General features: G+C 44.0%; 30 protein-coding genes. 23 read left to right on the top strand and 7 right to left on the bottom strand.

Annotation, left to right across the window (positions count from 1 at the left end; translation table 11 throughout):
* Window positions 1-86: 86 nt before the first annotated feature.
* The 4 genes from ABGU93_RS02780 to ABGU93_RS02765 all read left to right on the top strand — a co-directional run bounded on the left by ABGU93_RS02780 (window position 87) and on the right by ABGU93_RS02765 (window position 3,196).
* On the top strand, window positions 87-1,016 hold the full coding sequence (locus ABGU93_RS02780; RefSeq protein ID WP_347411985.1) for a 2-dehydropantoate 2-reductase: 930 nt from the start codon (window positions 87-89) through the stop codon (window positions 1,014-1,016).
* A gap of 176 nt (window positions 1,017-1,192) precedes the next feature.
* Window positions 1,193-1,720: a putative immunity protein gene (locus ABGU93_RS02775; RefSeq protein WP_347411984.1), complete on the top strand. Its 528-nt coding sequence runs from the start codon at window positions 1,193-1,195 to the stop codon at window positions 1,718-1,720.
* A 194-nt stretch (window positions 1,721-1,914) separates the two neighbouring features.
* Window positions 1,915-2,394 (top strand): hypothetical protein, encoded by a 480-nt coding sequence (locus ABGU93_RS02770; RefSeq protein WP_347411983.1) that lies wholly within the window; start codon window positions 1,915-1,917, stop codon window positions 2,392-2,394.
* Window positions 2,395-2,551: 157 nt separating this feature from the next.
* The gene (locus tag ABGU93_RS02765) at window positions 2,552-3,196 is read left to right on the top strand and encodes an N-acetyltransferase (RefSeq protein ID WP_347411982.1); all 645 of its coding nucleotides are present in this window, start codon (window positions 2,552-2,554) and stop codon (window positions 3,194-3,196) included.
* A gap of 69 nt (window positions 3,197-3,265) precedes the next feature.
* Here the strand turns inward: ABGU93_RS02765 and ABGU93_RS02760 are convergent, their stop codons facing one another.
* Both ABGU93_RS02760 and ABGU93_RS02755 read right to left on the bottom strand, forming a co-directional pair.
* Window positions 3,266-4,408, bottom strand: a complete 1,143-nt coding sequence (locus tag ABGU93_RS02760; protein ID WP_347411981.1) for a GNAT family N-acetyltransferase — start codon at window positions 4,406-4,408, stop codon at window positions 3,266-3,268.
* A gap of 4 nt (window positions 4,409-4,412) precedes the next feature.
* On the bottom strand, window positions 4,413-4,985 hold the full coding sequence (locus ABGU93_RS02755; protein ID WP_347411980.1) for a TetR/AcrR family transcriptional regulator: 573 nt from the start codon (window positions 4,983-4,985) through the stop codon (window positions 4,413-4,415).
* A gap of 248 nt (window positions 4,986-5,233) precedes the next feature.
* Between ABGU93_RS02755 and ABGU93_RS02750 the strand changes: the two genes are divergently transcribed.
* From ABGU93_RS02750 to ABGU93_RS02735, 4 genes are all read left to right on the top strand, one after another.
* Complete coding sequence (locus ABGU93_RS02750; protein ID WP_347411979.1) at window positions 5,234-5,608, top strand: DUF5655 domain-containing protein; 375 nt, start codon at window positions 5,234-5,236, stop codon at window positions 5,606-5,608.
* Window positions 5,609-5,703: 95 nt separating this feature from the next.
* Window positions 5,704-6,666 (top strand): WYL domain-containing protein, encoded by a 963-nt coding sequence (locus tag ABGU93_RS02745; protein WP_347411988.1) that lies wholly within the window; start codon window positions 5,704-5,706, stop codon window positions 6,664-6,666.
* Between the two features lie 87 nt (window positions 6,667-6,753).
* The gene (locus ABGU93_RS02740; RefSeq protein WP_347411978.1) at window positions 6,754-7,380 is read left to right on the top strand and encodes a type 1 glutamine amidotransferase family protein; all 627 of its coding nucleotides are present in this window, start codon (window positions 6,754-6,756) and stop codon (window positions 7,378-7,380) included.
* 56 nt (window positions 7,381-7,436) lie between these two features.
* Window positions 7,437-7,601 (top strand): hypothetical protein, encoded by a 165-nt coding sequence (locus ABGU93_RS02735; protein ID WP_347411977.1) that lies wholly within the window; start codon window positions 7,437-7,439, stop codon window positions 7,599-7,601.
* A gap of 78 nt (window positions 7,602-7,679) precedes the next feature.
* Here the strand turns inward: ABGU93_RS02735 and ABGU93_RS02730 are convergent, their stop codons facing one another.
* Window positions 7,680-7,943 carry a hypothetical protein gene (locus ABGU93_RS02730; RefSeq protein WP_347411976.1) on the bottom strand — a complete coding sequence of 88 codons (264 nt, stop codon included), beginning with the start codon at window positions 7,941-7,943 and terminating at the stop codon, window positions 7,680-7,682.
* Window positions 7,944-8,194: 251 nt separating this feature from the next.
* Here ABGU93_RS02730 and ABGU93_RS02725 point away from each other — a divergent pair, with 251 nt between their 5' ends.
* The 4 genes from ABGU93_RS02725 to ABGU93_RS02710 all read left to right on the top strand — a co-directional run bounded on the left by ABGU93_RS02725 (window position 8,195) and on the right by ABGU93_RS02710 (window position 15,695).
* On the top strand, window positions 8,195-9,658 hold the full coding sequence (locus ABGU93_RS02725) for a protein adenylyltransferase SelO (RefSeq protein ID WP_347411975.1): 1,464 nt from the start codon (window positions 8,195-8,197) through the stop codon (window positions 9,656-9,658).
* A 266-nt stretch (window positions 9,659-9,924) separates the two neighbouring features.
* Window positions 9,925-12,996 carry an EAL domain-containing protein gene (locus ABGU93_RS02720; RefSeq protein ID WP_347411974.1) on the top strand — a complete coding sequence of 1,024 codons (3,072 nt, stop codon included), beginning with the start codon at window positions 9,925-9,927 and terminating at the stop codon, window positions 12,994-12,996.
* 27 nt (window positions 12,997-13,023) lie between these two features.
* Window positions 13,024-13,590 (top strand): TetR/AcrR family transcriptional regulator C-terminal domain-containing protein, encoded by a 567-nt coding sequence (locus tag ABGU93_RS02715; RefSeq protein ID WP_347411973.1) that lies wholly within the window; start codon window positions 13,024-13,026, stop codon window positions 13,588-13,590.
* A gap of 140 nt (window positions 13,591-13,730) precedes the next feature.
* Window positions 13,731-15,695 (top strand): oleate hydratase, encoded by a 1,965-nt coding sequence (locus tag ABGU93_RS02710; protein WP_347411972.1) that lies wholly within the window; start codon window positions 13,731-13,733, stop codon window positions 15,693-15,695.
* Between the two features lie 129 nt (window positions 15,696-15,824).
* Here ABGU93_RS02710 and ABGU93_RS02705 read toward each other — a convergent pair whose 3' ends face one another.
* Entirely contained in the window at window positions 15,825-16,148 is a 324-nt protein-coding gene (locus tag ABGU93_RS02705; protein ID WP_347411971.1) for a hypothetical protein, read from the bottom strand.
* Between ABGU93_RS02705 and ABGU93_RS02700 the strand changes: the two genes are divergently transcribed.
* From ABGU93_RS02700 to ABGU93_RS02670, 7 genes are all read left to right on the top strand, one after another.
* Complete coding sequence (locus ABGU93_RS02700; RefSeq protein ID WP_347411970.1) at window positions 16,149-16,352, top strand: hypothetical protein; 204 nt, start codon at window positions 16,149-16,151, stop codon at window positions 16,350-16,352.
* A 193-nt stretch (window positions 16,353-16,545) separates the two neighbouring features.
* Complete coding sequence (locus tag ABGU93_RS02695; RefSeq protein WP_347411969.1) at window positions 16,546-16,959, top strand: DUF1810 domain-containing protein; 414 nt, start codon at window positions 16,546-16,548, stop codon at window positions 16,957-16,959.
* Window positions 16,960-17,175: 216 nt separating this feature from the next.
* On the top strand, window positions 17,176-17,880 hold the full coding sequence (locus tag ABGU93_RS02690; protein ID WP_347411968.1) for a lantibiotic protection ABC transporter ATP-binding protein: 705 nt from the start codon (window positions 17,176-17,178) through the stop codon (window positions 17,878-17,880).
* On the top strand, window positions 17,873-18,598 hold the full coding sequence (locus ABGU93_RS02685; RefSeq protein ID WP_347411967.1) for a lantibiotic immunity ABC transporter MutE/EpiE family permease subunit: 726 nt from the start codon (window positions 17,873-17,875) through the stop codon (window positions 18,596-18,598). The genes ABGU93_RS02690 and ABGU93_RS02685 overlap by 8 nt, the downstream gene beginning before the upstream one ends.
* A complete protein-coding gene (locus ABGU93_RS02680; RefSeq protein WP_347411966.1) occupies window positions 18,599-19,351 on the top strand; it encodes a lantibiotic immunity ABC transporter MutG family permease subunit in 753 nt (250 codons plus the stop codon).
* A gap of 11 nt (window positions 19,352-19,362) precedes the next feature.
* The gene (locus ABGU93_RS02675; RefSeq protein WP_347411965.1) at window positions 19,363-20,022 is read left to right on the top strand and encodes a response regulator transcription factor; all 660 of its coding nucleotides are present in this window, start codon (window positions 19,363-19,365) and stop codon (window positions 20,020-20,022) included.
* A complete protein-coding gene (locus ABGU93_RS02670; protein ID WP_347411964.1) occupies window positions 20,013-21,365 on the top strand; it encodes a HAMP domain-containing sensor histidine kinase in 1,353 nt (450 codons plus the stop codon). The genes ABGU93_RS02675 and ABGU93_RS02670 overlap by 10 nt, the downstream gene beginning before the upstream one ends.
* On the opposite strand, the gene ABGU93_RS02665 is transcribed toward ABGU93_RS02670, so the two are convergent.
* Window positions 21,346-21,537 carry a hypothetical protein gene (locus ABGU93_RS02665; protein ID WP_347411963.1) on the bottom strand — a complete coding sequence of 64 codons (192 nt, stop codon included), beginning with the start codon at window positions 21,535-21,537 and terminating at the stop codon, window positions 21,346-21,348. The genes ABGU93_RS02670 and ABGU93_RS02665 overlap by 20 nt on opposite strands.
* Before the next feature lie 143 nt (window positions 21,538-21,680).
* Here ABGU93_RS02665 and ABGU93_RS02660 point away from each other — a divergent pair, with 143 nt between their 5' ends.
* Together ABGU93_RS02660 and ABGU93_RS02655 are read left to right on the top strand one after the other, a co-directional pair.
* Entirely contained in the window at window positions 21,681-22,763 is a 1,083-nt protein-coding gene (locus ABGU93_RS02660; protein ID WP_347411962.1) for a hypothetical protein, read from the top strand.
* Window positions 22,764-22,874: 111 nt separating this feature from the next.
* Entirely contained in the window at window positions 22,875-23,180 is a 306-nt protein-coding gene (locus ABGU93_RS02655) for an AAA family ATPase (protein ID WP_347411961.1), read from the top strand.
* Window positions 23,181-23,247: 67 nt separating this feature from the next.
* On the opposite strand, the gene rsgA is transcribed toward ABGU93_RS02655, so the two are convergent.
* On the bottom strand, window positions 23,248-24,306 hold the full coding sequence (gene rsgA / locus ABGU93_RS02650; RefSeq protein WP_347411960.1) for a ribosome small subunit-dependent GTPase A: 1,059 nt from the start codon (window positions 24,304-24,306) through the stop codon (window positions 23,248-23,250).
* The gene (locus ABGU93_RS02645) at window positions 24,293-24,709 is read right to left on the bottom strand and encodes an RNHCP domain-containing protein (RefSeq protein WP_347411959.1); all 417 of its coding nucleotides are present in this window, start codon (window positions 24,707-24,709) and stop codon (window positions 24,293-24,295) included. The genes rsgA and ABGU93_RS02645 overlap by 14 nt, the downstream gene beginning before the upstream one ends.
* 478 nt (window positions 24,710-25,187) lie before the next feature.
* Between ABGU93_RS02645 and ABGU93_RS02640 the strand changes: the two genes are divergently transcribed.
* Both ABGU93_RS02640 and ABGU93_RS02635 read left to right on the top strand, forming a co-directional pair.
* Entirely contained in the window at window positions 25,188-25,679 is a 492-nt protein-coding gene (locus ABGU93_RS02640) for a prolyl-tRNA synthetase associated domain-containing protein (RefSeq protein WP_347411958.1), read from the top strand.
* A gap of 112 nt (window positions 25,680-25,791) precedes the next feature.
* Complete coding sequence (locus ABGU93_RS02635) at window positions 25,792-26,640, top strand: nitroreductase family protein (RefSeq protein ID WP_347411957.1); 849 nt, start codon at window positions 25,792-25,794, stop codon at window positions 26,638-26,640.
* Window positions 26,641-26,737 lie beyond the last annotated feature (97 nt).

Genomic DNA, 26,737 nt, shown 5'->3' with positions numbered 1-26,737 from the left:
CCTATTTAAAAGTGGTTTTAGCTGCTTTTGCTTTTGTTAACTGTCAAAGTCGGGATTAAAACAAACGAGGGAGAGGGAGAAAATTAATGAAAAATATTTGTATTTATGGAGTTGGCGGGGTTGGTGGATATTTTGGAGCAAAAATGATCCAAAATAACAGCAATAATCATTACCATATCAGTTTGATTGCCCGGGGCAATCACTTGGATAAAATTCAAAAAAGCGGATTGAAATTAATTGGTGAAAATGAAACCGTCGTAGTACATCCGGATATGGCGACCCAAAATATTCTTGAAATCCCGCAACCCGATTTGGTTTTAATGTGTGTGAAGTCATATGATCTGGCGGCAGCGGTTCAGGATGTGAATCGTGTCATGACAGCGGAAACGATTATTCTACCGTTACTGAATGGCATTAATATTCCCGAAAGAATAAGGATCGATACCGATAAGGGGGCTGTTTTGCCGGCCTGCGTCTATGTTGGAACCCATGTAGCGGAACCTGGGGTCATTAAACAAAAGGGTGGGAATGGGCGGATTATTTTTGGAGATGATCGAATCAAGGGTGCAAAGGCGGCTGTTCAAACAGCGGCGATCCTTAAAGAATTGAGTATTAACTGTGATTATTTGCCAAATCCTGATTTGGAGATTTGGACAAAATATTTGTTTATTGCGGCTTATGGAATTGTGACTTCAGCAACGGGGAAGACATTAGGGGAAGTTTATGAGAATAATCAGTTAAAGAGTCATGTGAAAGCGATCATGACCGAAATTGTCGAATTAGCTTCACAGAAAGGGGTCGAATTTGAAGAAATGGAAATCATACGTTCGTTGGATAAAGCAAAATCATTTCCATTTGAGGCAAAAACATCTTTTCAAAGAGATTTTGAGAACCCGTTAAAGAAGAACGAAAAGGAGCTATTTGTCGATAATCTACTGGCGATTTCGGAAGAATTCAAGGTGAATGTGCCGATGATAAAGCATTATAATTTGCTGCTCCAAGATCGCGTGCAGTAATAAAATAGGCTGACATGACCCGAAGTGATAGTTTTTTTGAGGAAAAAACCAGGATGGCTGTCTGGAGAGTTATTTTAACATCCGATGGAGTGATGAACATCTTACTGATGTGCGGAACTAGAACAGTGAACACCAGAATATGGGAGAACTGTCTGTTTAAAAAGAGGGGAATAAACATGCCGAAAACGAGAAAGATGCTCAGTGACTGGAAGGCTCCGTATATTCAATCGCTGATGTCGTTAATTGAAACCCAGAGTAAAGAAACCCTTGCAAACTGGGCGATTGCTTATAGTGAAGCGGTGATGCAGCCATTATGGGAGCGGGACTACCCGGATGATCTGCGACCACAGCAGGCTTTGAAGGCAGCTCGGGAATGGTTGTCAGGGACAATTAAACTGCCCCAGGCAAAAAAGGAAATCCTTGCCTGCCATGGCGCTGCCCGTGACGCAGAGGGAAATCCGGTGGCGCAAGCGGCGGCGAGAGCCATCGGTCAATCGGCATCGACCATTCATTCCGCCCGGCATTGTATCGGTTTGGCTTTTTATGGCGCCTTGGCCGTCGCCTATGATCAGCTCGGGACAGCGGCAAGCTGGGATGAAATTGAACAATGTGCCGCCGCAGAGTGCGGTCGTATCGAAGCCGCTTTGCGCAGCATGGTAGTGGAGCATGAAACGAACCCGGCAAAAATCAACTGGAACTGTTAAAGAGGATAAAGCGTAAAAAAGTGGAACAGGTGATTAAATCTAGGCTCTAGAAATGCGCGGGTAATCTCTTATTAATAAACAGGGAGAAAACAATGAAACGAGTGGCGATTAGTTTAATGTGTATGGCATTATTGCTTTTTGGCACGACTGGATAATGACAAAACAGCTAAATAAAATTTGTTGGAGGCAAAAGAATGAAAACGCTTAATAAACTAGTAGCGGGGTATACGCAGCAGTTGCAGCAAGGTGAAATCCAAATTGCATACAAAGGGATATTGACGTTTATGGGTAAATTAAGAGCCGCTTTTATTAAGAAATACCCCCACTACGATGTCAGCAGCATCTATCAGGGATATCTGGATATGTCTTATTTCTCTTTGAGTACAAAGCCATTAAAAGATCAGGGTTTAAAAATTGCGATTGTGTATTTACATGAAAAAGGGTCCTTTGAGGTATGGCTTTCGGCGCGGAACCGCGATATTGCCAGGGCACATGAATCGATACTTGATAGTTTTTCAGATGAAATAAATGTATTTCATGATAAAAATAATCAGGATGCTATCGCAGAATGGATATTGACATGCACACCTGATTTTGAAGATCAGGCGCTCTTGATCAATACGATTGATCAAGGTGTTGAGAAATTTGTTGCGACGATAATCAATCGCCTATAATAAAAAGTCGCTGCCCGTGATGTAGCGGGAAATCCGGTGGCTCAAGCGGTGAATGAACCGAACCCGGCGAAAATCAACTGGAATTGCTAAATAGGCAGAACATGACAAAGAGACGTGGAGAATCCGTTAAAGAAGAATGAAAGGAATGGTGATATAAATGGACAAAGTAATTAAGATTAGGAATGAAGAAGAAAGCGATTATCAGCGAGTAGAAGAACTCACCAGGAAATCTTTTTGGAATTTATATATTCCGGGGTGTAATGAACACTATTTGGTTCACGTGATGCGATCCCACAAAGATTTTTTGCCAGAGTTGGATCTGGTGATTGAAGTTGATAATCAGATCATCGGGAATATCATGTATACGAAAGCAAAACTGATTGATGAGTCCGGGGCAGAAAAAGATATCCTGACGTTCGGGCCCGTTTGCATTTTGCCAGAGTATCAGCGAAAGGGATATGGAAAAAAACTAATCGAGTATTCCTTTGAACAGGCTGCCGCACTTGGTTATGATGTGATTGTAATATTTGGGAATCCGAATAATTACGTAAGCCGCGGCTTTAAGAGTTGCAAGAGATATAATATCTGTCTTGAAAACGGGACCTATCCGACGGCAATGATGGTAAAAGAGCTCAAACCAGGAGCCTTGGATGGAAGAAAATGGGTTTACCATCAAAGCCCTGTATTCGAGATTGATGAACAAGAAGCGGAGCGCTTTGACGCGGGTTTGGAAAGTATGGAGAAAAAGTATCAGCCCAGTCAGGAAGAATTTTTTATTCACAGCCATTCGATTATCCAGTGAGATTGCTTTATGACAAACGAAACGTCCCCCTTGTCGTCACAAGGGGAGGTTCTCCCCTGATCATCTGATTTAACTGCGGTTTTTTATCCAGGCATCCACAAATGTCATCTGTTCCTCGGTATGGAACCAATGCTCGCCGTCCTCCATAATTGTCAGATTAGCGCCATGATTTTTAGCAAATGCATCAATCGTATCTCGCGATGTCAGATTATCCTGCCCGCCGTACAAAATTTCTGTCGGTACATTCCACTTAATCGGATGCGCCCGCACCCAAGAAAGGTAGTCCCAAGATAGCATTTCCCCAAAGGAAGTCTCAATAATCTTTTTCTCCTGAAGATCCTGATCTGTAACATTGGCCCACAACATCATATCAGAAATCAATTTCTCCATATCAACAATCGGCGATATGAAATAAGCTCTATGAATCTGCTTCTCTGATAAAGCATGCATCACAAAGAATGCCCCGATGCTATGGGCAACAAGTATGATGCTTTCAGACTCTAACAACAATGCATCTGCTTGTGCCTGAAATTCATTGATACAATCCCAGGGAGTTTCCGCCTGATAATCAAATCCGACAACCTCATGTTCAGGAAACAATTTACGATAATGGTCTGCTTCAGTTGCGGATCCACCCTTTCCGTGGACAAATAGAACCACCGGTTTCTTTTGTTCGTTTATCGCCCAAGCTTCTTTTGTAAGCCGGGTGAAATGCTCTTTTCTAACATCTCCCATGAGTGCACAGGGCTTGTTTTCTTCAGTATGATGATAGATAAACCCACACTTTTCCTGACAGCGTTTTGATTTTTCATTTCCATCATAATAGCCGCACCACATGGCATTACACCCAAGATCTTCAAAAGCATGTTGCTGAAGTCTTTTGACAGCTTCAGGAATATACCCATTTCCCCAAAACGGCATGCCTAGCCAATATCCGATTTCAATTTCGTCTGCGGCAGCTTTTGTATGCGACTGCATCGGTGGAATAAGTCCGATACTGCCAATTACCTTGTTATCATCCTTTAAGCAAACGGCATAGGTTTCATCAACAGATAAAACATTTCGGATAATATCAAGACTGTTTTCGACACTGGTATGGACCGGCCAACCGGCAATCGGTCCCACTTCAGGATCCTTTGCGTATTCAAAAAGACGCTCGGCATCGCTCTCCTGCCAAGGTCGTAAGATCAATCTCTCGGTAATAAATTCCATAATCTTAATGCTCCTTTATTAGCTGTTTTTCTATATGGGAGGTAATTGACCTGAATGTATCCGGTGGCATTGTAACAATACGGCTCCACATGCGAACGCCCTGATATACATACAAAATCACATTGACAATCTCATAAACATCTACTTGCTTGAATTCACCGCGCTTAATCCCATATTCGATTAAGTCAGTCCATTTTTTTTCGCCAATCGTATTGAAATGATTCATTAAGTCTTGATCGATGGTTCCGGCATATTCATACATGGCAAGGCTTAAAGAATCTTCTGAACGCTTCATTTCATCCTCCATTAAGTTGAGGGCTCTGCTTAGAATTTCTGTTGCTGGAAGGCCTGCCATCATTTCCTTCGTAAAATTCATTTCCTCCTTCTGATTTAGCTTTTCAAGGATCGCTTCAAAGATTTCCTTTGTTCCCGGAAAATGACTATACAAGCCACCTCTACTTAAAGCTGTTGCTTCACAAACATCCTTCATGGTAACTTTATTAAAGCCATTCTTTGCAAAGAGACCGTATGTCGCCTCCAAAATCATATCTCGCGTGCGTTCTTTTTTTGCAGTCATACACCATTTCTCCATTCCGTAATCGACACACGTGTCGATTAATATTATAAACACGCGTGTCGATTATGTCAATATGTCTTTGTGAGCAAACAGAAAAAAGTAACAGTTCTAATCAGTAATGAATTTCGCATATGCCACCGGGATGTTTTTTTGTCATGCCCATCAAGCTGTGATATACTTGAAAAAAAGTCGGCAGTGAAGTGACGAGTATGACATACGAAACGCCCCCTTGTCATTCGGAGGTAAAGATGGATATCGAAACGGGTTTATTTTTTGCTAAGATGCCTCAGGCATTGCCATTGTATAAAATGTTTGCAGAAAAAGTACTGGCCGAATACCCTGATGTTCGGATAAAGATTCATAAATCACAGATTTCTTTTTCCAACAAGCACCAATTTGCGTTTGTATGGTTACCGATCCGCACGATGAAAAATCGTCCGGATATTTATATCATTGTATCATTCGGACTATCCTATCGCCTTGAATCACCGCGAATTGTGGAAGTTGCGGAACCATATCCAAACAGATGGACGCATCATGTAATAATCCAGGATAAAAATGAAATTGATCTGGAACTCGTGAACTGGATTAAAGAAGCATATCAGTTTGCCATGAGTAAGTGAACGATAAGTTAGAATATGACTCGGCAGCGTTTCGTTTGTCATGCCAAGTCCTGTGGTTACTGATTCAATATGCACGAAGGGAAGTGAAAATCACCTTGTCCAAAAATGATAATATGTTAGCGATTTTATGGATGCTGAGTTCAAGTAAAAAGATAACTGCTAAGCAGATTGCTGAAAAATTGGAACTTAATATACGAACCGTTTACCGTTATATTGATGCTCTCAACACAAGTGGCGTACCTATTATTTCAGATTCCGGTCATAATGGCGGGTATTCTTTGATAAATGATTTTCATCAAGCACCGTTGGTTTTTGATATCGAAGAAAAAAAAGCCCTTCTTTATGCAACTACCCATGCAAAGGACTCAGGCTATCCGTTTAGTGATGCTCTAAGTAGTGCGATTGAAAAACTAAGGTTATTTTCAACTGAGGAACAGGCGCGTATTCTTAATCGCCATATCGTAGGTTTTGAAGTTGCCAAGCAACATATTGACCCAAGCCTTAAAGCTCTACTAGAGGAATTAACGGTATCAATTGCTAATCAACAAGCGATTGAAATTGAGTACCGGACAAAAAGTGAAGAGCAGCATCGTTCAAGAGTAATTGATCCCTATGGGATATTATATTGGTGTAGCAAATGGTATGTTGTTGGATTTTGTCATTTAAGGGGTGAAATTAGAAATTTCAGAGTAGAACGGATCACAAAAATGACACACACCGAAAGCGTATTTGTTCGTCCCAAGGATTTTTCAGCAAAAGCATTTTTTCTAAGAAGCCTGATACCGGAGATGAATAATAATACCACCATCATTCCATTAGTCATAGGAGGTCGAGCAGAGGCGTTAGATGACTTATGCAATCATTGGTTCATGTCTCATCATTTGAAGGAGAGAACTTTAAACCAGGCAGTATTCTTAATCGATAACAATGTGATTCACAACCATGTAGCTCACTTTCTGCTGACCTATGGGAAGTCCATTCAAGTAATTGAACCAACGAGTTGCAAAGAAAAACTATATACCATCGCCGTTGAATTAATGGAATATTATCAAATATAACGACTTCCCTGACAGTAGTTGTCAGGGAAGTCGTTATATAATCCTAATTGTATGATAAACATAGCACATAAAAAGGAGGAATTTATTATGAACAGAACCGTATTCGTTTATGTATTTGATACAATGGCAGATTGGGAGATCGGTTTTTTGACCGCAGAGTTAAACTCAGGAAGGTATTTCAGGAAGGATCGATCACCAGTTAAAGTAGTCACTTTAGGCATTGAAAAGAACGATATTACGACAATGGGCGGGTTGAAAATACGACCTGATATTGATTTGAAAGAATGCAAGATCAAAGCAACGGATGCGTTGATCTTACCTGGCGGCGAAACGTGGATGGAAACATTTCATCAACCAATAATAAGTTTAGTTAACAAATGTATCGAGAAGAATATTATTGTAGCAGCCATCTGCGGTGCGACAATGGCACTGGCTCAAAATGGACTTCTAGATTCAAGCAATCATACAAGCAATGATCTGGGATATCTAAAAATGATCTGTCCAAATTATCAAGGTGAAGACTATTACAAAAATGACCCGGTTGTTACCGATGGCAACCTGATTACAGCGACCGGGGTAGCACCTTTGGAATTTACGGTGGCAGTGTTGAAGGCGCTGGATGTTTTTTCACCAGAAACATTAGCCGCCTGGTATCAGCTTTATAAAACGCAAGACTCGGAGTATTTTTATGCGCTGATCCATTCGGTGCAGTGAAATTTATAATTAAGCAAAGATAAACAGTTGTAAGATGGTGAATTCAGGAGGTTAATGTGAAAGAATCGATCAGAAAAAAAGTTTTGGATTTAGGCGCCGATGTTTGTGGCTTTGCCGGCATTGAACGATTTATTCAAGCCCCGGAGGGATTCCATCCGGGGGATCTTTATCGTGCCTGTCAAGTGGTCATCGTCATTGGTTTTGGAAAGTATGCCAATTAACAGTAAAGCTGACAGTTCCCAGGATAATTTTCTGCCATTTTTTTTATTCATAGCCATTACCTTCTTCTCCTTTAGTTATCAGAATTTTTTATTCTTTCTACCATCGTCAATAATTTCAAGCTCTAAATAATCAAACCAAATGGATTCGATAAACTGGTCTTCACGAAAAGTTGTCTTGGAAATCTGATTAAGTTCTATTGTATTTTTGTCAAACCACATCGGTTTTTCCAAATCAAAGTCATAGCAGATGAGCTCTAAAGCGGTTTGTATTTTATCATTTATATTCAAAGAATTGTCATCAAATTCGACAACTTTCTCTTCCAGAAATTTGTTTTGTTTCATCAGTTTTCCCCAAATTCGAAACATGTTTTTTACCTCTCGATCATAATGTGCGATTACATCCGGAAAACATTGTTTAAATGCCTGTAAAATGGACATATGTTGAGTATAAGGGCTGGAGAGGGAAATGTAAAGAAAATTGGCGTTTCGATTTGGGAATGACTTTGTGTCGCTTAGTTGGTTATGCCATCACAGATGACAAGTTGTTTCAGGTCGCGTGGGCTTTGAGTGAAACGAAAGAAGTGGTGATAATGATGAAAAAAAAAGATATCGGTTGGAATTTGGAAAATAGTTATGCAAAATTGCCGGAGTTATTCTATACTCCGCTTAAATTAGGGTCGGTCAGCGCGCCGAAACTGGTAATTTTGAATCAACACTTAGCAGAAAATCTTGGTTTGGATGCTGAGGCGCTGAGGAGTCAAGCCGGGATCGATATCTTAGCCGGTCAGGCTTTACCGGCCAATGCCAAACCAATCGCCCAGGCTTATGCCGGTCATCAATTTGGTTATTTTACGATGCTTGGTGATGGCCGGGCCATGCTAATTGGCGAACAGATCACCCCAGCCGGTGAGCGCTTTGATATCCAACTCAAGGGTTCCGGCAGAACGCCTTATTCCCGCAATGGCGATGGCAAAGCGGCGCTGGGCCCGATGCTGCGGGAATATCTGATCAGTGAAGCGATGCATTATCTGGGCATTCCTACTTCCCGCAGTTTGGCGGTTGTGACAACGGGCGATCCGGTGTATCGCGAAAACCCGCTCAAAGGGGCTGTTTTAACCCGGGTGGCGGCCAGTCATCTGCGGGTCGGCACCTTTGAATATGCCGCGCAGTGGGGGACCACTGCGGATGTTAAGGCTTTGGCCGATTATGCCATTAACCGCCATTTTCCTTGGCTTCAGGCAGAACAAAATGCCTATTTGGGTTTGTTGGATGAAGTCATCAAAGGACAGGCGGCGCTGATTGCCAAATGGCAGCTGGTCGGCTTTATCCACGGGGTCATGAACACCGATAATGTGACCATCAGTGGCGAGACTATCGACTATGGGCCCTGTGCCTTTATGGATCACTATGATCCGACCACGGTGTTCAGTTCCATTGATCTGCAGGGACGGTATGCCTATCGGAATCAACCCAATATTGGCTTATGGAATCTGGCCCGTCTGGCCGAAACCCTGATTCCCTTAGTCGATGATAATCAGCAACAGGGCCTTCAATTAGTTGAAGCCTCACTGCGAAACTTTCCTTCACTATATCAGGCGGACTGGCTCCAGGGAATGCGCTTAAAACTGGGGATTGCCAATGAAGAACCAGAAGACGAGCGGTTGATCGCCGACTTATTGGGGTTAATGAAGGAGTATCAGGCCGATTATACTAATACCTTTGTTGATTTAACTCTCGACCGAACCCAGTCGTCTGAATTATACGAAAGTGATGATTTTAAAGATTGGCTGGCCAGGTGGCAAGCCCGTCGGGAAAGACAGGAGCAAACCGATCACGACAGCAAGCAGCTCATGAAACAGGCGAATCCGGTGGTCATCCCCAGAAATCATCAGGTTGAAAAAGTCTTGCAGGCGGCGACCGATCAGGATGATCTTAAGCCCCTGCAGCAGTTAGTGGCAGTGCTGCAAGCACCATATGATTACAATGCGCTTAATCAGGAATTTATGACCCCACCGGAACCGTCAAGTAGTCCTTATAAGACCTATTGCGGGACGTAATATTTTAATTGAGAAGCTAATATAATGAAAGCAAGGGCCTGGCGAAGGATATATTTCTACGGCAGGCCTTTTCGATGAGTTTAAGATTTCTGATTTTGCTAAAAATGGCAAACGTTTCTGAAGTCGCCAAAAATTTACTGTCAAGAAACATCATTTTTAGCCGATGTTTATAATTAGGCATTAACCTGGCCAAATTCAATCTACAGTGGCGATGACGGGCATGGTTACAACAGGAGAAGAAAGGTTAGTTTAATCAGGGAGGGCTTATGGATCAGGCATTAACAATTTCATTTATTTATTTTCCGACAACCGCATTTTGTTTTTTTACGGGACTTTTGGTCCTGGGTAATGATCACCGCTCCCGGCTGTTGCAGATTTTCTTCATCAGTTGCCTGAGTCTGGCGCTCTGGTCTTTTACCATGGGCTTGTCGATCGCCGCTCCGGATTTGAGTACCTGTCTGTTCTGGCGCCGCCTGGGAGCCTTTGGCTGGGGGCCTTATTTTGCATTGATACTGCACCTCTTTATTTTAATGACCAATAACGGCCACTGGCTGAAGCGAAAATTCAGTCTGTTGCTGTTGTATCTGCCGGCTATTTATTCGGTTCTGGTCTACGGGGTTTTGACAGATTTGGCCGAGTCTACCTTTGATCTCGTTCAGACTCCGATGGGCTGGATCAATATTGCCGGCAGTACCTTCTGGGATTATCTATACACCGCCTACTATTTAAGCTACTCGCTATTAGCCATTGTGATTGTCTATCGTTGGGGCCGTCAGGCCGTCCGTCAGGAAGATCGCAAATCAGCGCAAATCCTGATCCCTGCCTTTGTGGGGGTATTGTTGCTGGGTTCACTGACTGAGATAGTGCTCAATAATTTGCTCGAGGTAAAAGTCCTGCAATTGGCGCCAATTCTAATGACCATTCCAATCGGCTTGAGTTTTTACTGCCTCAAACGCTATGGGTTCATGAAACCTATTCAGAACGAGGGTCTTAGCGATGCCCAGGGAAACATCAGTGTTGCCACCAGGATGCGGCTTTACCAGTATCTGGCCTTGGGTTTTTTCTTCAGCGGATTTGTCAGCTTTGTGATGACCTATTTTACGGGCCGAAAATCCCTCGAAGAGATTTTTGTGTTTGGCGGTTTCTTATTTCTATGCGGCGTGCTGCTTTTGAGTTTTCAATACCTGAAACTGACAAGCAATGTCCGGGACTGGTTGTCGGGAGGGGTGATGGGGAGCGCCATTTTGGTGACTAATCTTAGCTATTCTACAGCTGATCCGTTGACGGGTTGGATGCTGCCGGTGGCCCTGATTCTGATCACGGTTCTATTTGGGCAGAAACGCCTCCTAGCCTCAGTCGGAGTAGCGACGTTAATAAGTCTGGTGGTGGTGGCTGTCCGGGCGACGACAGTGGTTGTTAATTTTAACTGGGTCGATCACCTGATTCGGTTGATCGTCCTGGCAGTGGTGTTGTTTTTTGCTTTCTATATCAATCGGACCTTCAATCGGGTGATCCAGGAAAATCAGGAAAAAACCGGACAACAAAAACTGCTGTCGGAGATTAACGCCCTGTTTCTGAAAGTCAGCGAACAGAACGTCGAAAAGAAAATGGAAACCATGCTAGGCCTTTGTGGCGACCAGTTTGCAGCCCAGCATGTGCTGTTGTTGATCGTGCATGAAGATGGCCCCCATGAAGGCTATCAATGGTTTTTAGAGCCACAGCGGGAAGCGCTGTTAAAGCCGCGAGTCTACCGGTATTTTGAATTGATGCCAGTATCAGAATTGTTTGCCTTGATGCCCGAGCAGTTTCGAGTGATCAAAAATTTGCCGTCGTCGGAGTCAGCTGGTACCGCTGCCTTGCCCACACAATGGGGGATCACCGCTCAGATGATTCAACCCCTGGGCGACGCCCAAGAGGGTTTTCGGGGCTTTTTGTGGTTCGCCCGATTTGACCGGGAAGCGGTCTGGAAAAATGACTATCAGGAATTTATGACCATTCTCCATCACAGCATCATTGAGATTGACAGAAAACTGATGGTTGAAAAAGCAATCACTTACCAGGCGAATTACGATGGCATCACCGGGTTGATGAATCGTGCCTATTTTACTGATCGTCTCAATCAGGCGGTGTCAGCCAATCTTGACATTGCGGTGATATTCATCGATGTGGATGGCTTTAAAACCATCAATGATACCTTTGGTCATGATGTCGGTGATCGGATCCTGATGGTGATTGGTCAGCGCATTACCAATGTCCTTGACAAAGCGGATTTTTCAGCGCGCTTCGGTGGCGATGAATTTGCTGTCATGGTTCACCAACGAAGGGGCCTTACGTCGACCATAGACAAAATTCAGCAGGAGTTTCTGGAGCCAATCCGACTAAATAGCCGGAAACTATTTTTAACCTTAAGTATTGGCATCGCCCTGGCGCCGGAGGATGGGGAACGGGCTGAAGAATTGATGAAACACGCTGATCTGGCGATGTATCATGCCAAAGAAAACGGAAAAAACAAGGCGGTATTCTGTTCATCGGAACTGAAAGCCGCTCAAAATCGCGAAATGGCTCTGTCTAATGATCTTTACCAGGCCATCGAACAGGGGCAGTTGAGTCTCCACTATCAACCGCAGGTGGATGGCCGCACAGGTGAAATTGTTGGTCTTGAGGCGCTGGCTCGTTGGTACCATCCCCAATTAGGGATGGTATCCCCAGGAATTTTCATCCCGATTGCCGAAAAAAACGGCCTGATCAATGAACTGGGAGACTGGGTACTGCGGGAAGCCTGTCGCCAGAACAAGGCCTGGGAAATGATGGGACTGGGTCCGATGCGGATATCGGTGAATTTTTCGATGGTTCAGTTTATGGCGGCGGGGATTGTCCCGCGGATTGCTGCGGTAATTCAGGAATTTGATCTGAAACCCAAAACGCTGGTAGTTGAAATAACGGAAAGTATCAACGTATATGATTTCACCCATATTGACCAGACCGTTCAGGACCTAAAACAACTGGGCGTAGCCATTTCAATTGATGATTTCGGGACTGAGTACTCATCTTTGGATCGGCTGAAAAATCTGCCGGTGGACGAGATTAAAATCGACAAGCGGTTTATTGATGGGCTGCCCAAAGACGTCAGCAGTATCGGTATTATCCGGGCGATTATTGCCCTGGCCGTTATTTTTGATCTGGAGCTGGTGGCCGAAGGGGTCGAGACCGGAGAACAGCTTGAATTCCTGCTGGCGGCAGGTTGTCGGGTCATTCAGGGCTATTATTTTTATCCGCCGCTTTCGGCGGAAGCGGTGGGGGACCTGCTAAGAACGATACATGAACAAAGAAGAGTTTAAAAAATTACAGAACAGAAGGGACCGATTATGTCAAATTCTACAAAAGCAGATTTGGAAGTGTCTTTAAAAAAACTATTACTCATAAAACCATTTGACAAGATTACAATTAGTGATCTGGCAACGGATTGCGGAATTAGCAGAATGACATTCTACTACCATTTTAAAGACATCTACGATTTAGTGGAATGGAGCTGTGAAGAAGATGGAAAAAGAGCTTTGCAGGGGAAAAAAACATATCAAACCTGGCAGGAAGGTCTGCTGCAGCTGTTTGAAGCGGTTTTAGAGAACAAACCCTTTATCTTGAATGTTTATCGCTCGGTGAGTAGAGAGCAAATAGAAAATTATTTATATCAGTTGACTTATGGACTCCTGGAAGGGGTGGTTAAAGAACAGGTCCGGGATCGGTCAATTACCGAGGCAGAGATGAATTTTATCGCCGAGTTCTACAAATACGGTTTTGTGGGAATGATGCTGGATTGGATTAAAAAAGGCATGAGTGAGGATCCGAATGCCATTGTTGACAAAATGAGCACAACCCTCAGCGGTAATATTGCCAATTCAATTCAAAATTTCGCAGCCAAACATCATGAATAAGTATCTTTTTATCAAAACAGGCAGAGTGATCAATTTTTTATCATTCTGCCTGTTTTGTAAATTGATAAGTCATTAAAAAAGCCTTACCATAAAGAAAAAACCTATTAGCGTTGAAGCGTGATGAAAGGCAGGATCATTTAATGGCAAATAAAAAAGTGAAAGTCGGATTGGCAACAGTGGCAGTGGCTGGCGCCGGGGCCACCGCAATGGTGGTAAAAAACAAGCTGAAAAAAAATAATGAGAAAAAGCAAATACCCCAGGATTCCAATTACCGGAACACCGAACGTGGGAAACATCAAAAAAATAGTAAGGGGATCTATTATACCAATGGTAATTACGAAGCTTTTGCAACCCCCAGAAAACCAGAAGGGGTCGATGACAAAAACGCCTACATTGTCGGTAGTGGCTTAGCGGCACTGGCAACGGCTTGTTTTCTGGTTCGGGATGGACAAATGCCGGGCTCGCACATTCATATTCTGGAGGCGATGGATGTCGCCGGTGGGGCCTGTGATGGAATTGAAGATCCGACCAGAGGATATGTGATGCGGGGCGGCCGGGAAATGGAAAACCATTTCGAGTGTCTGTGGGACTTGTTTCGCAGTATTCCGTCGCTTGAAATCCCGGGTGCCTCAGTTTTGGATGAATTTTATTGGTTAAACAAAGAAGATCCCAATTATTCGTTGTGCCGTGCCACCAGAAATCAGGGCGTTGATGCCCAGACAGATGGGAAATTTAATTTAAGTCAGAAGGGCTGCATGGAAATCATGAAACTCTTCATGACAAAGGATGAAGATTTATATGACAAAACCATTGAGGATGTATTTGATGAAGAGGTGTTCGATTCCACGTTCTGGCTTTACTGGCGAACGATGTTTGCCTTTGAGAACTGGCACAGTGCGCTGGAGATGAAACTGTATTTTCAACGATTTATTCACCACATTGCCGGATTGCCGGATTTTAGCGCCTTGAAATTTACCAAATATAACCAGTATGAATCATTAATTCTACCGATGCAGAAGTATCTGGAAGCAGCCGGTGTAAAATTTGAATTTAATACCGAAGTAACCAATGTCATCTTTGAGATCGCTGATAATAAAAAGGTCGCCAAAGCAATTGAATATAACGTAAACGGAGTTGAGAAAGGGCTGGTGCTGACAGAAAATGATCTGGTTTTTGTGACAAATGGAAGCTGCACCGAAGGAACAATTTACGGCGATCAGAATCATGCGCCAAACGGGGATGCCGAAGTGAGAACCAGTGGCAGCTGGAGCTTGTGGAAAAACATCGCCCAGCAGGATCCGGCATTTGGACATCCGGAAAAGTTCTGCTCTGATATTAAGAAAACAAATTGGGAATCAGCAACGATCACAACCTTAGACGATAAAATAATGCCATATCTCACAAATATCTGTAAAAGAGATCCCAAAAGCGGTAAAGTCGTCACCGGTGGGATTGTCAGCTGTGTGGATTCGTCATGGCTGCTCAGCTGGACCATTAACCGACAAGGACAGTTCAAGGAACAGGATAAAGACAAAGTGTGTGTATGGGTCTATGGCTTATTCTCAGATGTATCGGGAGATTACATAAAAAAACCAATGAAAGATTGTACCGGCAAAGAAATTACTAAAGAATGGTTGTATCATTTGGGTGTGCCAGTCAATCAAATTGATGAACTGGCTGAAAACAGTGCCATCTGTGTACCAACCATGATGCCTTATATTACCGCCTTTTTCATGCCACGAACCAAAGGGGACCGACCCGATGTCATTCCGGATGGCTGCGTTAATTTTGCTTTTCTGGGGCAGTTTGCCGAAACCCCCAGAGATACCGTCTTTACAACCGAGTATTCAGTAAGAACCGCAATGGAATCGGTCTATGGGCTGCTTGGTGTTGATCGAGGTGTGCCGGAAGTTTGGGGGAGTGTCTATGATATCAGAGAGCTGCTTGACAGCAGTGTTAAACTGATGGATGGAAAATCACCATTGGAAATTGAACTGCCGGGCCCGCTGAATCTGATAAAAAAACCAATTATTCATTTTACAAAAGGAACCGTGATTGAAAAAATACTAAAAGACCATGATGTTTTAAAAGCTGAGATGCTTTAAGTCCCCGGCAAGAATAAAAATTAAAAGATGGTATAAAAAAAGAAAAATAGTCGGGAAAAACCCTGTGACGTGAAGGCGCAGGGTCTTTATTAAGTTAGGGATGACAAAGGTAGCCGGAGGCAGGCGTTTTTATTTATTGTCAAATGACAATAAGTAAAAAACAGATATTTGTATGAGCTGTTTTATGGTAAAATCATCGCAGTGAATAAAGAACAAGGAGCCTAGATAGCAGCCCAGCAGGCGGACGGAACGATTTCGGCCCCGGTACTGTTTAAGAATATTCAGCGCACCTGGGCGCAGCGACAGAGTCTTAATAAGATCAAGGTTCCCAATAACTTCAGTGAAGCGGTTGCCGGTGCACTCGACTGGGAATATTACTTCGGTCAGGCGAAAACCCAGTATCTGGAAAATTCGAACGAAAATGTCGAGGTGGTGCTGTTTGGCCATACCCATGTGCCGATTTATCAGGAGCTGGGCGATGGGCAATATTACCTGAACACCGGCACCTGGGTTGATCATAATACCGATTCTCCCGAGGCCGCCCGCACCTTTGCTGTGATTACCACCGGTAAAAAGGATACCACCGCCCTTTACAGCTATGGCGAAGATGGCACGATTAAGGATGTTAGTGCCTTATTCAGCAAGAAAGCCGAATAAGGGCGGCGGGAGCCGCAATATGATATTAAATTAAAGAATTCCTCGGTTAGCAAGAAAAAGGGCCTGATCTTTGCATCGCAATACGCAAGGATCAGGTCACTTTTATTTGAGAAGCCAATGGTAAATACGTTAGGATATGTTATGATAAAATCAGCTTAAAAGTTGGCAAATTAAAAGAAGGAGTGGAAGACTGATGGACACTGTTGAACGCTTTATCAAAGCCCAGGAAGAAAGCTATGGGCAGGCACTAGAGGAAATAAAAAATGGCCACAAGCGTAGCCATTGGATGTGGTATGTTTTTCCCCAGCTTAAAGGATTGGGCCGGAGTGAAACCGCACGGTATTACGGCATCGTCAATCGGACCGAAGCTGAGGCCTATCTGGCCCATCCACTGCTGGGTTCGCGTTTGCTGGAGATTTCCGGAGAATTGTTAAAGCTTGAGTCTTGTGATGCCAGGGAGGTATTTGGCCGGCCCGATGATGTGAAGCTCAAATCGTCAATGACTCTGTTTTATCTGGTTGATGGTAATCTGATCTTTAAAGCGGTTCTGGATAAATTTTTTGCTGGTGAGCTGGATGAAGTTACCGCTGATCAACTTGACAAGTGAGCATAGCAGTATCAAAAATATGTGTTATTTAGGTTTTGTTGATGGGCGCAACCTCAGTTTTATAGCTCTCTTTTCAAATAAACATGTCAACTAACTGCTGTCCATCTTCGTACATGGGATGGTCATAAGATTGGAATTGTCAATAATAGTTCAGTCTTTATACTTTCTTTATAACTGTCGCTTAGCCTAGTTATATCAAAGGAAAAGAGGCTATTTATGGAAAAACTATTGATTACAAAGGATTTGTGCAAAAACTACCGGCATCAGAAAGCGAACGACAGGATTTCAATCACGGTCAGAAAAAACAGTATTTACGGTCTGCTCGGTCCGAATGGCGCGGGGAAATCGACCTTACTCAAAATAATAACCGGCATGATACAGCCATCATCAGGGGAGATTTTTTTTGACGGCAGGAAGTGGGAACGAAAAGATCTGCTGAAGATCGGTGCCTTGATTGAAGAACCACCGGTTTATGAGAATTTAACCGCTTTTGAAAACCTGAAGGCCAGGGCCCTCTTATACAATTTGCCAAACAGCAGGATTGACGAGGTGCTTAAACTTGTCGGACTGACAAATACCGGCAAGAAAAAAGCCGGACAATTTTCAATGGGGATGAAACAACGGCTGGGAATTGCGCTGGCGCTCTTAAATAATCCGACGCTTTTAATTTTAGATGAGCCCACCAATGGCCTTGATCCGATTGGGGTACAGGATTTAAGAAAACTGATTTTATCATTTCCCCCAAAAGGCATAACGGTGATCCTGTCAAGCCATCTCTTATCGGAGGTGGAACAAATCGCTGATGATATTGGCATCATTGCCAATGGCAAACTCTGGTATCAAGAGGCGGTTCATGCCCATGAAAACCTGGAGGATCTGTTTATGGATGTGGTCAGAAAGTCGGTGACTGCCAATGATTAATTGTCTGAAATCCGAATGGTTAAAACAAAAACACCGGTTTTCGTTAAAACTCGTCTGGATCAGTCCGCTTGTTCCCCTTGTCCTGGCGCTTATTCTGATGGGGGGGCGTTATTTTTTTGAAGCCGCTTTCAACTGGTGGTATACACTGCTGCTGCCGGGCACCCTGGCGATGATGGTCGCCTTTACTGTCGCAGCCGAAAAAAGACATAACCGGCACGGCCTTTTTGCTGTTTATATCAATAAAAAAGATTTATGGTTGGCGCAGCTTTTTATGAATACCCTTCAGCTGCTGCTGCTTAATCTGATTTTTTGTATTGATCTGATCCTATTGGGCGCACTTTTGGGCATTACGGTTCCCTTTAGCAAGGCGCTGATCGGGAATCTGGTGTTATTTGTAAGCCTGGCCTGGCAAATCCCCTTTTTTTTATTTATCAGCGAGAAGATGGGCACTTTTTTTACGATTATGCTTAGTTTAATTGGCAACATAGGCTTTGGGATCTTTTTTTCGCCAACAAAACTTTGGATGGTTCCTTTTGCCATTCCTGCTAGACTGATGTGTCCGATCATAAACGTCATGCCCAATGGCTTACCCCTTGAGGCCGGCCACCCCCTGGGGGACGGGCGGGTTGTTTTGCCGGGCATGCTCATCACCATCGCCTTATATTTTATCATTTCATTTATTACGACAATATGGTTTAATAGACGGGAGGTCAAATAAGTGAACGTCTATACAAATCTAAAATCAGATTGTTATAAGATTTTACATACCCCTATCTGGCTGATTCATGTAATCATTCCGTTGATAGGGATTGGCTTATTTATCGGCTACTATTCTATTTCACCATGGGATGAAACAGCTAAACTGTCAGCCTATCTGCAGGCATTAGCGGTTGTTTTTCCAGTATTGATTGGCATTATTACAGCGCTTTTTTCGGAGCTGGAGCAAGGCGCCGGCGGTTTTCAAACGATTTTATCTTGTGCCACCGCAAAGTCGCTGCCACATATAAGTAAGCTTTTGATACTGATTTTATTGGGCTTGTTTTCTGCTTTCTTGGCTTTAGTGGGCTTTGGCACAGTCTTTATAAAAATGGGTTATATCCGGCAGAATATCTTGTTTTACGGCGAAACAGCAGTTCTTTTATGGCTAAGTGTGATGCCGCTGTATTTATTACACTATCTGGTAAGCTTTCGCTTTGGTAAAGGCTTCAGCATCGGCCTTGGCATAGTCGGCACCTTGCTTGGGGCTTTACTCTTAACCGGTCTTGGTGACGTCATATGGCCCTATCTTCCCTGGGGAATTTCGTCACGGTTTGCCGAAATGCTGCTAACCGCCAAGTTATCCAATGGGGCTTTTTTACAAGCCAGGGATGCCATAAACGGCGGCAGTTTTATTTTCATTTATACTTTTCTTTTTACAACAATATTGGTCTTATCATTTAATAAATGGGAGGGCAGAAAATCTGACGATTAGAGGAGAAAACAATGGCTCAGATCCTTGTCATCGACGACGACAAAGCAATTTGCAGGATGATTGAAACCGCTCTGACGCGCGATGGACACCGTGTTCAAATAAAAAATTCGGCAGCCGAGCTTGAAATACAAGCGCTTAAAAAGATCGACCTGATCCTGCTTGATATCATGATGCCGCAACTTGACGGCATCCGCTTTTGCAAAGAAAACCGGCAGGTTATCGATTGTCCCATTTTATTTTTAACCGCCAAAACGATGGAAGGCGATGTGGTTGAGGGCTTTCTGGCAGGTGGCGACGATTATATCAAAAAGCCCTTTGGGATTGCCGAACTGAGAGCCCGGGTGACGGCCCATCTTCGCAGAGAAAGCCGGGACAAGCACCAGCGCCTGATTATAGACCAGTGTGTTTTCGATCTGTCAGAAAGGACCCTGGCCATTAAGGGAGAGTTAACAGGTCTGACAAAAAGTGAGTACGAAATCTGTGAACTGCTGGCCCGAAACAAAGGACAGGTCTTTTCGCTGGAAAGCATTTTAGAAAAAGTCTTTGGCTATCATTCAGAAAGTGATGTGTCATCGATTCGGGTTCATATAAAAAATATCCGCAGTAAAATTGGTGCCCTCATTGACTGTCCGATTGTCACCGTTTGGGGAGTGGGATACAAATGGAAATAAAGAGAACAATTTCAGTATTTGGGCTGTTTTTAGAGCATCTTGTTGGATTTTCGGCGGCTGTTCTGATGATAATAATTGCAGCAATTATAGCAGGTTCCATTGCTTTTCAATCGGGCTTTCTTTTACAGGCGAACGCAACGGAGCTGAAATTGAATCAATTAGAGGAAACGATCAGAACGCGTTTTGATAAAGAGGTGTTACCGGTTCATTGTCAATATATAATCATCGATAGCAGTGGAAGTGTCATTGAAAGCGATATGAGTGATCAGGAACTGGCAAAAACGAAAGCAGCATTATCAACCGGCCAAAAGGCATATTATGATTTTTACAAAGAAATAGCCCAGGACAATGGCAATATCGTGTTAATTAAATACGATATGCTGGCACATTTCAGCAATCCCCTTTTGCACGAAGTCATACCCAATCCAGAACTGTTCTTTATAGTGCTGCTTCTAATCGTCATTATATTGCTGGCGATTATGACAGCATTAAAATTCAGCAGGAAGTTAGCGAAAAACTTAGTTCCCATTAATCTGGCAACGGAAAAAATAAAGGCTCAGGATTTGGATTTTGACATCAGGCCCACAGAAATCACTGAGTTTAATGCATCACTCGATACCATTGATAAATTAAAAGCTGCTTTAGCGGATTCCCTTCATTCACAATGGCATGAGGAAGAGCAAAGAAAGCTACAACTTTCTGCCCTGGCTCACGATATTAAAACGCCTTTGACCATCATTAAAGGCAATACCGAATTACTGCTCGAAGAAGGGCCGACTGAGGCAAATAAAGAATTACTGACTTATATTCTGAGTGGATCCAATAGCATTGAAAAATATCTGGAATTATTGATGGGCGTTGTGATCCATGAGCCGCAGCTGTTTAACAGAGAAGTGGTTCAGTTAAAGGATTTTATCGATGATCTGACCACCGAAATTTTGCCCCTCTGCAAAAGAAAGCAGATTGAGATCAATATCCAAAATGAGGCAAAATGCGATTATTTGTCTATCGACAGGGAGCTGATCAAACGGGCAATCATCAATCTTATCGATAATGCCGTCAGGCACTCGCCGCCGGGCAGCGCAATTGATATCATGATATTAGACCGTGAAAGCCATGTTGTTTTTGAGATAAAAGACGGTGGGACGGGCTTTTCGGAGGAAGGCTTAAAAAGAGCCGCCCAGGAATTTTTCACAGAGGATGCGTCACGTAAAAATCAGCACTATGGTTTAGGCTTGAGCTTTGTCAAAAAAGTGGTTGAAATGCACGATGGCACACTAAAAATTGAAAACAGAAGTGATGAACAAGGGGCCAGGGTATCCTTTAGTCTTGATAAAAGTTAGGGGAGTATCGAGACAGATCCTGAGCGACTTTTTTAGAGCAATGAATTCCGAAGGCGGCACCTTCGTTTATGATACGACAAATGGTATATGGAGCAAAAGCTCTTAATGATAAAAAAACAGTCATTGCGACTGTTTTTTTATCTCTATCGGTCAGTCCTTTGGTTGCTTTCACTTTGAGCCGGTGCCGATTGCTGAATACGGCCATGGCGAAAGCGAAGCATAACGCCCTTTTCCGATAGAAAAAGCATTGAGTGGACAGGGCTTTCCGTTGTATAATGACGTTAATTAGAATTAACCAATCGGGAGGTTACCATAATGAGCCAACATTATTCCAATCCAAAGGATGAATCAATTAATGAAACGGGCAAGAGTAAAGGGCCCGTTTATATCGGCAGTGAATATGGCCGTTTAAAAGAAGTGATCGTCGGTGAAGCAAGTGGTTTTAATCCATCGCTTCAAGCGGCATGGCTTCAGGAAGCCTTAAAGGTCTTGCCGGCAGCGGAACAGAAAATTGCCATCGAGAATGCCGGAAAAAGTTGGGATGCGTGCATCGTTGATGCCGAAAGTGGCGTGACAGAAGCTGAGCTGCTCAGGGCCGAAAATGATGAATTTGTTAAAATATTAGAAAGTCTTGACGTCAAGGTTTATCGCCCGAGGTGGCTTAGCGAAGAGGATGTAAAAATATGCTTTGGCGGCGAGGCTCTGATTAACGGTTATTCACAGGATTTCCCCCGGGATAACCTGATTATCATCGGCAATCAGGTCATCGAAGCCAATTTGCGGACGCCGCTGCGGCGCGTCGATATTGAAGGGCTCCGACCACTGCTGACGGAGAAATGCAATGTGCCGGCGGTTAAGTGGGCCGCAATGCCGCATCTGCCGCTGCTGGGTGACTATGCCAATGATGCACCGTTGCTTGAAGGTGGTGACGTCATGGTCCTGGGTAAAACCATCCTGGTGGGTAATTCAGAGAATGCTGCAGTTGGCTCCAACGAAATGGGCTATTTGTGGCTGAAAAATTATCTGGGACGTGACTACGAGGTGGTCAGGGTGCCCCTTTGCGATACGGTTTTACATCTGGATTGTGCCCTGTCGGTACCACGGAAGGGGCTGGCAATCGTCTGTCCCGACGCCTTCATAGAGGGACTTCCGGAAGCTTTAAAAGATTGGGATTTGATCGAAGTAGGAATCGAAAAGCTGAAGTACCTTGTGATTAATGGATTGCCAATTGACGCCAATACTTATATCATGGGCTATAATGAAAACGAAGACAATCATGAAATCCAAGCAGCACTGGAAAAACGGGGGATCACGGTTTATCCGATTTTCTTTGGCGCCCATAATGCCCAGGGCGGTTCCTTGCGTTGTGCAACCCAGGCGCTATTACGTCAGGATTAAGCGAGGTCACCGACGCCTCAGCAATCCGTAAGCAACAGTGACTATTTATGGGCTGTCCAACTTCAGACAACGCCTTTTTTCGAAGGCTATTCAGCCCGGGAGAATCTGGCCTTGTTCGGGGCCCTATATCGGATCAGGCTCAGTGAAACCGAGCTGCAAACGCGGTTGGAAGCCTGTACCTGGGAGATACCGGGAATACCCCGGCAATCAGATTATCGCTGGGTCAACAAAAGCGCCTTGCTCTGGCTAGTGACGACTCTTCATCAGCCGACGCTAATCGTTCTTGATGAGCCAACAGCCGGTCTTGATCCCCGGGCCAGCCATGAAATCAGGAAGTTGATTCGGAAGATGGCTGGTAACAATCAGACGGTTCTTTTTTACTCACACGATATGGAGGAAGTGGAAAGCTTGGCCTGATCGCAGCATTTTTATAAAAAAGACCTTGCCAGAATATAACCAATTCAGGCAAGGTCTTTTAATAATATTATTTTTTCTTATTCTTTCGATTTAAGCGGGCGATCTGATAGAATTTTTCCTTCTTCTTTTTTAAGAAGGCTGCCTTATTCTCGAAATAGTCATTTTCTGCGGTCAGTTTCTGGTAGGCCTGCCAGCGCTGCTCAGATAAGTGACCAGCCTTTAAAGCGGCATAAATGCCACAACCCGGTTCGTTAGTGTGGGTGCAATTGCGAAACCGGCAGGTGTTGAGGTAGGTTTCCACATCGCTAAAAGTGCGGTCGAACCCTGCTTTGACATCAAGCATGCCAATTTCACGCATACCCGGGGTATCGATCAGCATGCCGCCATCGGCTAACCGGATCAATTCTCGTCTTGTGGTGGTATGACGACCCCTGTCATCATTTCGGATCATCTGGGTAGCTAAGAGTTGGTCACCGCTTAGCCAATTGATCAGGGTTGATTTTCCAACCCCAGATGAGCCGAGTAGAGCGACGGTCTGACCTGCTGACAAATAGGCCATGAGATCCTGAAAGCCTTCATTTTGCAGGGTTGAAATACCGAGGATATCAACGCCGATGGCGATTGCTGCAGCCGCTCGGCATTTGGCCAGCAGATCATCAGTCAAGTCGATTTTGGTCAGGACGACTACCGGGGTTGCGCCGCTTTCCCAGACCAGACTCAAATAGCGCTCCAGCCGACGCAGATTAAAATCGTTGTTGACGGACATGCAGATAAAGATGGAATCGATATTAGCGGCGATCACCTGCGCCTGACTGGATGATCCGGCAGCTTTGCGAATAAAGACGCTTTTGCGGGTCAGCAGATGGTGAATAATGCCATGACCCTGGTCTCCGGAGGGACGATCGAGCATCACAAAATCGCCGACAGCCAGAAAATTGGCGGCCTCAATCCTTTCGTAGCGTAGCCGGCCCGACAATTCAGCGAAAAATTCGCCCTGTTCCGAAATAATCCGGTAGATCCCCTTGGACTGAGACAGAATGCGGGCGACAAAAAGTTCCGGATATTGAGCGGCTTCCAAACGCAAGGATACGCTTAAACCGTACCCGTCCAAATCAATCCTGCTCATTGCTGTCACCTGTGGCGCTAGTTAGGACCTGCGTCATTTCTTCCAGAGGGAAGGGTGGACTGGCCAAAGGGGCTACGGCGATGGACATTAGTTTAAGAGGGGTGTCATCGGCGGCAATTCGGTTGGAGCTAAGCTGCCCACAGCGACGACAGCGATGAATAATTGCCCATTCCTGATTCTTGCGAATCCAGACGCTGATCGGTTCCATCAGACCACTGCAATTGGCTGAGCGGTCACCGGGTAAAATATCAACATGAAGACTGAACAGACAATGGGGACAATGATTACGGTGTTTGGTTCCGGCGCCGGTAAATGAAACGACACGGCCGCAATTCTGGCAGAAGAAACTCTCCTGACAGGATTGACGCTGATAAATGTTTTTTTCTCTATTTGAATATTTCATTATTTTTCCTCCTGAAAGTATGTTGGATACAATGCGGGAGGTTTTGCAGAGATTAGATTTTGCAAACCTCCCGGTCTGCCACACTCTCTGCTTTATTTTGTTTTAACATAAAAACTCCTTTCAATCTGTCGATCAATGCAAACAAGACAGAATGCTAAACGGAGTATTTGACAGCGCGACTTCTAAACGAGGCGCTGATCAAATTCTGTTTATCTCAGTCGATTGCACATTCTTATTCTAATGCTTTCAACCGTTATTTTCAAGTATTTTCTGGAACCAGCTGGATCTGCTGAGTTGTTGTTCTTAATTATGAAGGGAACAATTTCTTGAGGAATGCTGCCGTAATTTGCACGGCTGGCGCACATCACAACTGAAAACAAGGCATAAATCAAAAAACAGCTTATCGTGCTGTTGTTTTGTGGTAAAATCAGCTCATCGATAAAGATCAACTGCGATCAAAAAAGGAAGGTGAACCATCATGTTTGTTGATAAGCAAGCAGTACTGGAGTTGCTGGATGATGCTAAAATTTCTTATCAGTGGGTTGAACACGAAGCGGTATATACCATTGATGAAATGAAGAAATTAAATTTGCCTGACGCCGATTGTATTGCCAAAAATTTATTTGTTCGGGATGATAAAAAGCAGCACTTCTATTTGGTTTCGGTGCAAGAAGAAAAGCCGATAGATTTAAAAAAACTGCGGGAAATAATTGGCTCGCGGCGGCTCAGCTTTGCTTCTGAAAAGGATTTACAGGAAATAATCGGACTGGAAAAAGGTTCAGTCACACCATTTGGAGTTTTAAACGACAAGAATAAAAGGGTTAAAGTTTTTATTGATGAACGCTATAATAATCGCACAATTGCGATTCATCCCAATGAAAATACCATGACGTTATGGTTGAAAACAGAGGCCCTGATTGAGCTGTTGCGGGATCACGGGCGTTCAGTTGAGACAATTAAACTCGGGTAAGCTGCTAAAATAAGAAGTTGTCAAAAGCGCAGATATTGGATGTGGTATGTTTTTCCCCAGTTTAAAGGGCCGGGCCGGAGCGAAATGGCCCGGTATTATGGAGGTACTACAAATGTCAATTACGTTTTCTATTAAAAGTACGATCGATGACAGGCGATCGGCACGCAGTTATCGAATGAAACCAGTTGATCAAGACGTCATGGACGCGATCAAAAACTTTGCCAGGGCAATGCCAATTCCGTTTGATCATCATACTGAGATCCGATTCTTTCATGCCGATCCGACAAAAGTGCTCTATCCGTTTATGAAATCACCGCCGGATAACATTGCGTTTGTGGCAGAAACCGATAGAGTCTCCATTTCAAAGGCGGGTTTCGTCGGGGAGTTACTGATTCTTTACGCCCAGAGCAAAGAACTTGCCTCTTGTTGGTATGGGCACTACAAACTGGCTGAGCTTGAACGCTTGATGCCCCATTTGCAATCGCCCGACCAGTTAAATGAAGCAAACAAGGGGTTTGGGTATTCAAGGGGCGAAACCACCGGGGTGCGGGCGATCTGCATCACGCCACTTGGTTATTATGAGGATAACGGATTGCGACTGATGGACAGGATCACAGAAAAGACGATCAGTCATAAACGGAAAGAAATTATTGAGTTGCTTGAGCATCAGGATGATTTATGTCATCTGTCAGATGACATATTGTATGCGCTTGACTTAGGCAGAAAAGCGCCTTCAGCTGGGAATTCCCAAATGTGGCGCTTCGGCTTTGAAGATTCCTTCAATACAATCACCGTTGCAATGCCGCCGGGATATCAGCACTTTAAATGGGAACACCCGAATGTTGATATTGGCATATGCGCATGCCATGTCTGGCTTGGACTACTTGACAGAGGCTGGCAGCCAACTGTAAAAGTCAGTGAAATCGCCGGCAGAGCGGTGTGGAAGATTTCAATCGCGTAGCTGAAGGCGGCCAGTAGACTTTTTTGGAGGAGCAGATCCGGGCGACCTGCTCCTCCAAAATAGCTGTTTAGGTCAACTACAAGATATGCCTACTACC

Source organism: Acetobacterium sp., assembly GCF_039830195.1.
Lineage (GTDB): Bacteria > Bacillota > Clostridia > Eubacteriales > Eubacteriaceae > Acetobacterium.
This window is presented reverse-complemented; position numbering and strand designations above follow the sequence as displayed.